The 11,698-nt window shown below is 66.0% G+C and carries 6 protein-coding genes; all 6 read right to left on the bottom strand.

The features are described from left to right. Positions 1 to 44: 44 nt before the first annotated feature. Positions 45 to 365: an Hpt domain-containing protein gene (locus IPK71_16260; GenBank protein MBK8215294.1), complete on the bottom strand. Its 321-nt coding sequence runs from the start codon at positions 363 to 365 to the stop codon at positions 45 to 47. Then, a complete protein-coding gene (locus IPK71_16255; GenBank protein MBK8215293.1) occupies positions 362 to 736 on the bottom strand; it encodes a response regulator in 375 nt (124 codons plus the stop codon). The genes IPK71_16260 and IPK71_16255 overlap by 4 nt, the downstream gene beginning before the upstream one ends. Then, positions 726 to 1,469, bottom strand: a complete 744-nt coding sequence (locus IPK71_16250) for a response regulator (GenBank protein ID MBK8215292.1) — start codon at positions 1,467 to 1,469, stop codon at positions 726 to 728. Before IPK71_16250 ends, IPK71_16255 begins: the two co-directional genes overlap by 11 nt. Next, a complete protein-coding gene (locus IPK71_16245) occupies positions 1,466 to 2,377 on the bottom strand; it encodes a response regulator (GenBank protein MBK8215291.1) in 912 nt (303 codons plus the stop codon). The genes IPK71_16250 and IPK71_16245 overlap by 4 nt, the downstream gene beginning before the upstream one ends. 529 nt (positions 2,378 to 2,906) lie before the next feature. After that, entirely contained in the window at positions 2,907 to 7,157 is a 4,251-nt protein-coding gene (gene rpoC, locus IPK71_16240) for a DNA-directed RNA polymerase subunit beta' (protein ID MBK8215290.1), read from the bottom strand. A gap of 151 nt (positions 7,158 to 7,308) precedes the next feature. Beyond that, on the bottom strand, positions 7,309 to 11,445 hold the full coding sequence (rpoB, locus tag IPK71_16235) for a DNA-directed RNA polymerase subunit beta (protein MBK8215289.1): 4,137 nt from the start codon (positions 11,443 to 11,445) through the stop codon (positions 7,309 to 7,311). Positions 11,446 to 11,698: the final 253 nt, after the last annotated feature.

Below are 11,698 nucleotides of genomic sequence, written 5' to 3'. Positions count from 1 at the left end.
GATGCGAAATTCTCCTTTCGTGGCTCCCCTTCCCAGAGCTTAGGTCACTTGGACGAGTCGAACGAGGACTCGATGCGCCCGATCGCGCTCTCGAGCTCACCGAGGGCCGCCAAGAGGCCCTCGCGGCGCCCTTGCGTGGCGTCGGCGTGGAGCTGAGTCGCCGCCTCTTCGGCCGCGCGGGCGATCACGACGAGGTCACCGAGGCCGAGCAGCCCCGCCTCGCCCGCGAGCGAGTGCATGTGGCGCGCGAGCTGGAGCGCGCCGTCTCCCTCCGTGGCGTTGGCCGTTTGCATCCCCAGGGCCACACGCTCGCGCGCGGACTTGGCGAACCTCGGGAAGAACTTGCGCTGCAAATCGGCTATCACGTCTTCGCTCCTCCGACGGCTTCGTGCACACGCGCCACAAGGCGATCGAGCCCCGCTCGCTTCGAGATGAAGCCCGTCGCGTCGGCTGCCGCGGCCCGCGCCGCGAGCTCCTCGTCGCTCAGGCTCGAGAGCAAGAAAATGGGCACGCTCACCGAGTAGGCCCCGCGGAGGAGCGCCGTGAGATCGTCGCCGAACGCCTCGGGCATTTGAACGTCGACCAAGATGAGATCCGGCGGCTCCGACTGGCGGAGCGCCTCGAACTCGTCGAGGGTCGTCGCTACGGAGACGTCGTAGCCCTCGTCCGTGAGCGCGTTCTTCGTGAGCTCGAGGATGAGGGGGCTATCGTCGATGATGAGAATTTTACGCGACACCGAGGTCCTCCCGCGCCATCAAGAGCTCGAGGGTCTGGAAGAGGTCGCGAAGCACGAGCGGCTTCGACAAGAAGATATCCGCACCCGCCGAGAGCGTGGCCTCTCGAACGTCGCTCCCTCCCACGCTGATCGCCACCACCGAGGCCTCCGAGTTCTTCGGGTCTTGGCGGAGCTTCGCGATGAACGACGCGCCGTCTTGGGCCGGGAGGTAGTAGTCCACGATCACGAGATCGTACCTGCGCTCGGCGAGCTTCTCTACGGCCGTCGCGGCGTCGTCCGCTTGGTCGAGGTGGAGCGAGCCCTTTCGCTCACGGAAGTACTTGTTGACGGCGTAGGAGAACATGTCGCGAATGAGGCGGTTGTCCTCGACGAGCAGCACGGAGAGCTCGGGGCAGTTCGCGAACGAACGCGGCTCCGCGATGCGCTGCGCGAACTTGCGGAGCGCGTCACGCGCCGCATCGTCGGCCTCGAAGCGTACGCAGAACCCGGAGGGGACACCCGGGCCACTCGAGAGGCGCACCTCCGACACGACGCCGCTCACGCGGATCGGCGCGACGGCCCGGGCGAGAGAGAGCCGGATGGTCACCTCGGAGCCGACGGACGGGAGCACGTCGCTCACGAGGAACACGGACGACTCGCCGAGCTCGGTCGCGTACGACGTCACCCGACGGTCGGGGAGATCGGCCTCGGCGCGCAGGAGCGGGCTCGGTTTCACGGAGGGTATCGTCGTCATGCCTTTTGCGCCCTTCCCAAGGCCATGTTCGGCGGCGTGAGCCGCATGGCCATCTCGACCACCTCACGGACGAAGCTATCGAGGCCACGGCTCTTCGACACGTATCCATCGGCTCCCGCCGCCATCGCGAGCACACGCAGCTCGGCGTCGGGGAGCGTCGAGCAGAGCAAGATGCGGAGCTCTTGCGAGCCCACCGCGTGACGGAGCCGCATGCAGAGGGCGTCTCCCGCGAGGTCCCCGCGCCTCACGTTGGCCACGACCAGGTTGGGCGACCAGTTCGCCACGATCGAGTCGACCTCGCCGAGAGCGACGGCGATGCGCACGTCCGCCCCTTCGTGCGCGAGGCGCTCCTGCATGAGCTCGAGGGTCATCTCGCTCTCGTCGATCAACAAGAGGCGCACACGCTCCCAGTCGCCTTGGCTCGGTGAGAGCTTCGGCATCGCGCCGCTCGCCGGGACCGAACGCGGGAGCGAGTCCGGAGGGAGCGAGATGTGGTGGGCGCTCCCGGGCGCGCCGATCGCGATGGGGTTCGTCGGCCGGTCGGACTCGGCGGGTGGATCGTCGAACGAGGGCGTGGGCAAGAGGCCCGCGATGAGATCGAGGAGGCCGTCCCTCGTGGGGCTGTCGTAGGGCCCGGCGGGAGGCTCGGTGCGCGGCGTCTCCGTGCGGTCGCCGTAGAGCACGATGGGCCACCGATCGGCGATGGCGTCCGCGAGCTCGGAGTGGCGCTCGCTCATGTTACGGGCGGCTCCGGGAGAGGAGATGTCGAACAGCACGACCGTGGGGTTCGGGTCCTCGAGGAGCCGCACGATGTGCTCGACGGATCGTTCGGCCACGACCTCGTATCCGGCCGCGGCGAGGACCGACGAGGTCCTCTCGGAGCGCGACGGATCGTCGTCGACCAACACGACTCGGCTTTTGGCAAACTCCTCGGCCACACATCCCCCAACGCATCGGGTTAAGAGCTCGTCATTCGAACGGAGCACGAGCGCTAACGTTAAGTGCGTGCCTTAGGGCTGTCCACATGCCGTTGCGGTAAACCGTCGTTTTGGTCGCCAAAGAGCGGAGCACGCCTTACACCTCGTCCCTGCGACACCTCCGTGAGGGAGACACGCACCCGCCAATTTTCGCGGATTTTCGGCGATTCTGGACGGTTTTCACGCCCGTAAGGGCGACGCGCCGTCCCACATCGCCCCACGGCACCCGACCCGCGCGAAGGGACGAAGAGGAGGGCTCCTCGGCTCGCCCTTCGCGCACGCGAGGCGCCTTGGCCTTCGCGCACGCGAGGCGCCGACGACGTTCACCGAGACGCACGGAGGCCCTCTCACGCCGCGCCACGACCCTCGGGCGGCCTCGTCGTGCCCACGAAAAGCAGAAGGCCCGGGAGGTCGTCCCGAGCCTTCGCCAGTCGTCACGACCCTTGGGCCGTGCGGCTCGTCACTCCTCGTTCACCGCCGAGAGAGACTCGGGGGCGCGCGGGGCCTGCGGAGGCGCAGGGCGCTCGTACGTCTCGCCGCCTTCGACGATGAGGTTGAGCGCCTTGTACGCGGGGATGCCCGTACCGGCCGGGATGAGACGCCCCATGATGACGTTCTCTTTGAGGCCGCGGAGCGTGTCGGTCTTGCCGTTGATCGCCGCTTCCGTGAGGACCTTGGTGGTCTCCTGGAAGGACGACGCCGAGATGAACGACTCGGTGGAGAGCGAGGCCTTCGTGATGCCGAGGAGGAGCGGCTCCGCGATGCCCGGCTTGCCGCCGCGCTCGATGACCCGCTGGTTCTCCTTCTCGAACACGTGCTTCTCGACCTGCTCGTCGACGAGGAAGCTCGTGTCGCCCACGTCCTTCAGGCGGACGCGGCGGAGCATCTGACGAACGATGACCTCGATGTGCTTGTCGTTGATGGCGACGCCTTGCAGGCGGTAGACCTGCTGGATCTCGTTCACGAGGAACGCGGCCAGCTCCTTCTCGCCCTTCACGCGCAAGATGTCGTGCGGGTTCGCGGGGCCGTCCATGAGCGGCTCGCCCGCGCGGACGCGGTCACCCGGCTGCACCTGCACGTGCTTGCCCTTGGGGATGAGGTACTCGCGCGCCTGATCCGTGAGCTGCGTGCCGTCGTGGGCGAACGGGGTGATGAGCACCTTGCGCTTGCCCTTCGTGTCCTTGCCGAAGGAGACCTCGCCGTCGATCTCGGCGATGATCGCGTGATCCTTGGGCTTCCGGGCCTCGAAGAGCTCGGCCACGCGCGGGAGACCGCCCGTGATGTCCTGCGTCTTCGTGGTCTCGCGCGGGATCTTGGAGATGACCTCGCCGGCCTCGATGATGTCGCCGTCCTGGACGACGATGTTGGCGCCGACCGGGAGGAGGTAGCGCGCCTCGAGCGTCGAGTTCGGGAGCTTGAGCGTCTCGCCCGTCTCCTTGTGCTTGATGCTGATGCGGGGGCGGAGGTCCGCCGCGCGCGACTCGATGATGACCTTGCGCGAGAGGCCGGTGACCTCGTCGAGGCGCTCGACCATCGTCACGCCCTCGACCACGTCGCCGAACTTCACGACGCCGGCGACCTCGGTGAGGATCGGCATGGCGAAGGCGTCCCACTCCGCGAGGAGCTGGCCGGGCTTCACCTTGTCGCCCTCCTTGACCTTGAGCACCGCGCCGTAGACCAGGCGGTGGTGCTCGCGCTCGCGGCCCGAGTCGTCGACGATGACGACCTCGCCGTGGCGGTTCATGACGCTCACGGTGCCGTCCTTCTTGGTCGCGATGTTCGCGTTGCGGATGACCACGTGGCCTTCGCTGCGCGCCTCGAGCGACGACTGCTCGATCTTGCCACGCGCGGCCGCGCCACCGATGTGGAACGTACGCATCGTGAGCTGGGTACCCGGCTCGCCGATCGACTGGCTGGCGATGATGCCGATCGCCTCGCCGATGTTGACCTTGTAACCACGGGCGAGGTCGCGCCCGTAGCACTTCGCGCACACGCCGCGGCGCGTGACGCAGGTGAGCACGGAGCGGATGACGACCTCCTCGATGCCCGCCTCTTCGATGCGGGTGACGAGGGCCTCGTCGAGCTCGGTGTTCGCCGCGACGAGCACCTCGCCCGTGAGCGGGTCGATGACGTCCTCGAGCGTGACGCGGCCGAGGATGCGATCGCCGAGGGGCTGGATGACCTCGCCGGCGTCCTCGAGCTTCGTGACGCGGATGCCGTCGAGCGTGCCGCAGTCGAACTCGGTGATGACCGCGTCCTGCGCGACGTCCACGAGGCGGCGGGTGAGGTAACCCGAGTTCGCCGTCTTGAGCGCCGTGTCGGCGAGGCCCTTACGAGCGCCGTGCGTCGAGATGAAGTACTGGAGGACCGAGAGACCCTCGCGGAAGTTCGCCGTGATGGGCTGCTCGATGATCTCGCCGGAGGGCTTGGCCATGAGGCCGCGCATGGCGGCGAGCTGGCGGATCTGCTGGGTCGAGCCACGGGCGCCCGAGTCGGCCATCATGTAGATCGGGTTGAACGAGGGCTCGACGCTCTCGGTCCCGGTCTCCGGATCCTTGATCTTCTCTTTGCCGATGACCTGCATCATCTCCGAGGTCACCTTGTCGGCGACGCCGGCCCAGATATCGACGATCTTGTTGTAGCGCTCGCCGTCGGTGATGAGGCCCTCTTGGTACTGGTCGATGACGCGCTGGACCTCGTCCTGCGCCTCGCCGAGGAGGACCTTCTTCGCGTCCGGGATCACCATGTGATCCATGCAGATCGACGAGCCGCTCTTCGTCGCGTACTCGTAGCCGAGGCTACGGAGCCGGTCGGCGAGGAGCACGGTGGCCTTGTTGCGGTGCTTGCGGTAGCACGCGTCGATGAGCGCCGTGAGGGCCTTCTTGTCGAGGGCCTTGTTCACGAGGCTGAACGAGAGCCCCTCGGGGAGGACCTCGCTGATGAGGCAGCGACCGACGGTCGTGTTGACCTTGATGCGCTTGCCCGTCGCCGGGTCGATCACGCGCACGCGGATCTGCGTGTGGATCGTGACCTCTTGGTTGTCGAAGGCCATGCGGACCTCCTCGGGCGACGAGAAGACGCCGCGGAGGTGACCCTCGATCTTGCCGGCCTTGTCGACCGTAAGCGCACCTTCACGGTAGCAGCCCTTCGCGTACTTCCGCTCACGGGTCGCGTAGTAGAGCCCGAGGACGATGTCCTGCGTCGGGTTGATGATCGGCTTGCCGTTCGCGGGCGAGAGGATGTTGTTCGTGCTCATCATGAGCACGCGCGCTTCCATCTGCGCCTCGACCGAGAGCGGCACGTGCACGGCCATCTGGTCTCCGTCGAAGTCGGCGTTGAACGCCGCACAGACGAGCGGGTGGAGCTGGATGGCCTTGCCCTCGATGAGGACCGGCTCGAACGCCTGGATGCCGAGGCGGTGGAGCGTCGGCGCGCGGTTCAGGAGGACCGGGTGCTCGCTGACGACCTCTTCGAGGATGTCGAAGACCTCGGGGCGCTCCTTCTCCACCATCTTCTTCGCAGACTTGATGGTGTTGACGTACCCGCGCTCTTCGAGCTTGTTGTAGATGAACGGCTTGAAGAGCTCGAGCGCCATCTTGGTCGGGAGACCGCACTGGTGCAGCTTGAGCGTCGGGCCGACGACGATGACCGAGCGGCCCGAGTAGTCGACGCGCTTGCCGAGGAGGTTCTGGCGGAAGCGGCCCTGCTTGCCCTTGAGCATGTCGCTGAGGGACTTGAGGGGGCGCTTGTTCGGGCCGGTGATGGTCTTGCCGCGGCGGCCGTTGTCGAAGAGGGCGTCGACCGCCTCTTGGAGCATGCGGCGCTCGTTGCGGATGATGATCTCCGGAGCGTTGAGCTCGAGGAGGCGCTTCAGGCGGTTGTTGCGGTTGATGACGCGGCGGTAGAGATCGTTGAGATCGCTCGTCGCGAAGCGGCCGCCGTCGAGGGGGACGAGGGGGCGGAGGTCCGGCGGGAGCACCGGGATGACCGTGAGCATCATCCACTCGGGGCGGTTGCCCGACTCGCGGAAGGCCTCGGTAACCTTGAGGCGCTTGACGACCTTCTTGCGCTTGGCCTCGCTCGTGGCCGAGCGCATGTCCTGGCGGAGCTCCTCCGACAGGGTGTGCACGTCCATCTGCTTGAGCATCTCGAGGATCGCCTCGCCGCCCATGCCCGCGTGGAACTTGTCGTCGCCGTACTCGTCGAGGAGCTGCATGTAGCGGTCCTCGCTGAGGAGCTCACCGCGCTGGAGGCCGGTCTCCTTCGGGTCGATGACGATGTACGCCTCGCAGTAGAGGACCTTCTCGAGGTCCTTCAGCGTGATGTCGAGCATGTTGCCGATGCGGCTCGGCAGGCTCTTCAGGAACCAGATGTGCGCGACCGGCGTGGCCAGGTTGATGTGGCCGAGGCGCTCGCGGCGGACCTTCGACTGGATGACCTCGACGCCGCACTTCTCGCAGACGATGCCACGGTGCTTCATGCGCTTGTACTTGCCGCAGTTGCACTCGTAGTCCTTCACCGGCCCGAAGATCTTCGCGCAGAACAGGCCGTCACGCTCGGGCTTGAAGGTACGGTAGTTGATGGTCTCCGGCTTCTTGACCTCGCCGTGGGACCACTCACGAATCTTTTCGGGCGACGCGAGGGAGATACGGATCGCGCTGAACGAGAGCGGATCCTTGGGCTTCTCGAAGAAGGAGAAGATGTCGCGCATGGAGATGCCTTTCTAGTTTCGAATCGAAGCTTGGAACTTGGGGGAGCGAGGGGCGCTCGCGGGAGCGCCACACCTCGGTCGAATGGGTGCACGATGCACGGAAAACGAGGTGGGGAGCGGAGGGCCCGAAGACCCTCGGCTCCCGCGGGCCTCACTCCTCCGCGGCGTGGTCCGTCTGGGGCTTGACCTGCCCGGGCTCGAGGAGCTCGACGTTCAAGCAGAGCGCCTGAAGCTCCTTGATGAGCACGTTGAAGCTCTCCGGGAGCCCCGGCTCGAGCGTGTGCTCGCCCTTGACGATGGCCTCGTACATACGCGTACGTCCCATGACATCGTCGCTCTTGACGGTGAGGAACTCCTGGAGCGCGTACGCGGTGCCGTACGCTTCCATGGCCCAGACCTCCATCTCGCCGAGACGCTGGCCGCCAAACTGGGCTTTACCGCCGAGGGGCTGCTGCGTGACGAGCGAGTAGGGCCCGATGCTGCGCGCGTGGATCTTGTCGTCGACCAAGTGGTGGAGCTTTAGGACGTACATGACGCCCACGGTCACCTCTTGATCGAACGCCTCGCCGGTGCGGCCGTCGAAGAGGATCGACTGACCCGACTCCGAGAGGCCCGCGATCGAGAGCGTGTCCTTGATCGAGCGCTCGGGGGCGCCGTCGAAGACGGGGCTCGCGAACTGCACGCCGCCGCGGAGCTTGGCCGCGACCTTGCGGATCTCGTCGTCCGACAGCTTGCTCAGGAACGAGTGGAGTGCCTTGTCGCCCTCGTAGATCTTGAGCACGTGCTCGCGGATCTTCTCGGGCGAGAACTTCGACTCGAGCATGTGCTGGAGCTGCCAGCCGAGGACGCGAGCGCCCCAGCCGAGGTGCGTCTCGAGGATCTGCCCCACGTTCATACGCGAGGGGACGCCGAGCGGGTTCAGGACGACGTCGACCGGGCGACCGTCTTGGAGGTACGGCATGTCCTCTTCCGCCATGATGCGGGAGACGACACCCTTGTTTCCGTGACGGCCGGCCATCTTGTCGCCGACCTGGAGCTTGCGCTTGATGGCGATGTAGACCTTCACCATCTTGATGACGCCGGGCGGGAGCTCGTCGCCCTTCGAGAGGCGGTCGATCTTGTCGCGGAAGTGCTCCTCGCGGACGCGGATGATCTCCTCGAGCTCGGAGAGCTTGCCGCCGATCTCGTCGGCGTCGTTCACCGGGAGCTCGCCCCAGTACTTGTGCGGAACCTCGTCGAGGGCGGCCTCGTCGAGCTTCTGCCCCTTCTGGAGGAGGACCTTGCCCTTGTCGTCGACGAGCTTGCCCGTCGTCGTCTCGTTCACGAGCTTCTTCTTGATCTGGCGGAAGAAGCTGTCGCGGAGGATCTTCACCTCTTCGCGGAGCATGCGCTCTAGGCGCTGCTTCTCCGAGTCCTCGATCGCCTGGGCGCGCTCGTCCTTGTCGGTGCCCTTGCGGGAGAAGATGCGCGCGTTGATGACGATGCCGCCGACGCCCGGGGGGACGCGGAGCGAGCTGTCACGGACGTCGCCCGCCTTCTCGCCGAAGATGGCGCGGAGGAGCTTCTCTTCGGGGGAGAGCTGGGTCTCGCCCTTCGGAGTGATCTTGCCGACGAGGATGTCGCCCGGCTTCACCTCGGCGCCGATGCGGACGATGCCGCTCTCGTCGAGGTCCTTCAGGGCCTCTTCGCCGACGTTCGGGATGTCGCGGGTGACCTCTTCTTTTCCGAGCTTCGTGTCGCGGGCGACGCACTCGAACTCCTCGATGTGGATCGAGGTGAAGACGTCGTCCTTGGCGATGCGCTCGGAGATGAGGATCGAGTCCTCGAAGTTGTAGCCCTGCCACGGCATGAACGCGACGACCACGTTCTGACCGAGCGCGAGCTCGCCCATGTCGCAAGACGGACCGTCCGCGAGGACGTCGCCCTTCTTCACGCGCTCGCCCGCACGAACCACCGGCTTCTGGTTGAAGCAGGTCGACTGGTTCGAGCGCTGGAACTTCGTGAGCGAGTAAATGTCCGGGATCTCGGCCTTGTCGCCCTCGGCGCGCACGACGATGCGCGACGCGTCGACGCTGTCGACGATGCCGTCACGGCGCGCGACGATGCACACGCCCGAGTCCATCGCCAAGCGGCCTTCCATACCCGTACCCACATAGGGGGCGTGGGAGCGGATGAGCGGCACGGCCTGACGCTGCATGTTCGCGCCCATGAGCGCGCGGTTCGCGTCGTCGTGCTCGAGGAACGGGACGAGCGCGGCGGCGACGGACACCATCTGGTTCGGCGACACGTCCATGAGCTGGACCATGTCGGGCGTGACCATGTGGAAGTCGCCGTTGAGGCGCACCGACACGAGACCCTCGGTGAACTTGCCCTTGGCGTCGAACGGCGCCGAGGCCTGGGCGATGTACTTGCCCTCTTCTTCGAGCGCCGAGTACCAGCCGAGCTCCTGCGTGACGTGGCCGTCCTCGACCTTGCGGTAGGGCGTCTCCACGAAGCCGTACTCGTTCACGCGGGCGAACGTGGACAGCGACGCGATGAGGCCGATGTTCGGACCTTCAGGGGTCTCGATCGGGCAGATGCGGCCGTAGTGCGTCGGGTGGACGTCGCGGACCTCGAAGCCCGCGCGCTCGCGCGTGAGACCGCCGGGCCCGAGCGCCGAGAGGCGACGCTTGTGCGTGACCTCCGAGAGCGGGTTCGTCTGGTCCATGAACTGCGAGAGCTGCGAGCTGCCGAAGTACTCCTTCACCACCGCGGACACGGGCTTCGCGTTGATGAGGTCGTGCGGCATGAGCGTGTCGATCTCTTGCGACATGCTCATGCGCTCTTTGATGGCGCGCTCCATGCGGACGAGACCGATGCGGTACTGGTTCTCCATGAGCTCGCCGACCGCGCGGACGCGGCGGTTGCCGAGGTGGTCGATGTCGTCGACCGAGCCACGACCGTTCTTGAGCTCGATGAGGTGACGCACCGTCTCGAGGATGTCCTGGGGCGTGAGCACCTGGGTGTCGATCGGCGGGCGCTGCTCCTCGGGGAGGTCGCGGTAGAACTTGTAGTTCAACTTGAGCCGGCCGACCTTCGAGAGGTCGTAGCGCTCGGGGTTGAAGAACAGGTTGTGGAAGAGGCTCTTCGCGGTCTCGAGCGTCGGCGGATCACCCGGGCGGAGACGGCGGTAGATCTCCATGATCGCGTCTTCGGTCGTCTTGACCTTCTCCGCGAGGAGCGTGTCGCGGAGGTACGCGCCCACGTTGAGGCCGTCGATGAAGAGGATCTTCATCTCGTCGACGCCGGCCTCGCGGATGCGCTCGAGCTTCTCGGGCGAGAGCTCCTCGTTGACCTCGAGGATGACCTCGCCGGTCTCGCGATCGACCACGTCGTGCGCGGCCACCTTGCCCGTGAGCTCCTCGGGGTCGACCTGAAGACGGTCCACCTTGGCGTCGCGAAGCTTCTTGATCGCGGCCTTGGTGAACTTGGTGTTCTTCTTGACGATGACTTCGGTGCCGACCTTGATGTCGCGCGTGGAGCGCTGACCGGCGATGAGCTCGTACTCGACCGACTTCGAGTACTTGCCGCCCTTCTCCAGGTACACCGTCTCGGTGTTGTAGAAGTAGTTCAGCAGGTCCTGCGTGCTGTAGCCGAGCGCGCGGAGGAGCACCGTCGCGTGCATCTTGCGGCGGCGGTCGATGCGGACGTAGATGATGTCCTTCGGGTCGAACTCGAAGTCGAGCCACGAGCCGCGGTACGGGATGACGCGGGCGCTGTAGAGCAGCTTGCCGCTCGAGTGCGTCTTGCCCTTGTCGTGGTCGAAGAAGACGCCCGGGCTGCGGTGCAGCTGGCTGACGACGACGCGTTCGGTGCCGTTGATGATGAACGTACCGGTGTCGGTCATCAGCGGGATCTCGCCGAAGTAGACCTCCTGCTCCTTGATGTCGCGCACGATACGCTCGCCGCCTTCGCGCGAGTCGTAGATCATGAGCTGCGTCGTCACCTTGATCGGGGCAGCGAACGTCATGCCGCGCTGGCGGCACTCGTCGACGTCGTACTTGGGCTTCTCCAAGTTGTACGACACGAACACGAGCTCACTCGTGCCGTTGAAGTCCTTGATCGGGAACACACTGCGGAAAACGGCCTGGAGGCCGACCTCGGTGCGGTCGTTCGACGGCACGTTGGTTTGAAGAAACTTGTCGTACGAGGACTTCTGAATGTCGATGAGGTTGGGGATCTCGATCACCCGGCTGATGCTGCCGAGGTTCTTTCGGATCCTGAAGTTCGACTGGATGACGCTCGCCATCGAATGCTCCTGCTCGCGGCACGACTCGAAGAGAAAAGGAGGGCACCCGGTGCGCGTTCCGGGGGCCTCTGGGCAAGGCTAAGGATAGGTGGGGACGCGCTACCTGACAGGCATCCGGGGCAAAGTCAAGCACGACGGCACGCGCCTTGCCTGAGGAGACCTATCCGGGCGTTCAGTGCACCCCAAAAGCATGCAAAATCCGCGTCTTGCGTGGAAGGTGCGCGTGCCAGAGGCCGTCACTTTTTCTTCGCGC

It is taken from the genome of Myxococcales bacterium, assembly GCA_016712525.1.
Taxonomy (GTDB): domain Bacteria; phylum Myxococcota_A; class Polyangia; order Polyangiales; family Polyangiaceae; genus JAAFHV01.
Note: the sequence above shows the minus strand (reverse complement) of the source record. Positions and strands in the feature narration are given on the sequence as shown.

Coding starts and splice junctions, on each gene's coding strand:
- IPK71_16250 (MBK8215292.1), bottom strand. CDS start 1,469: ATGACGACGATACCCTCCGTGAAACCGAGCCCGCTCCTGCGCGCCGAG.
- rpoB (MBK8215289.1), bottom strand. CDS start 11,445: ATGGCGAGCGTCATCCAGTCGAACTTCAGGATCCGAAAGAACCTCGGC.
- rpoC (MBK8215290.1), bottom strand. CDS start 7,157: ATGCGCGACATCTTCTCCTTCTTCGAGAAGCCCAAGGATCCGCTCTCG.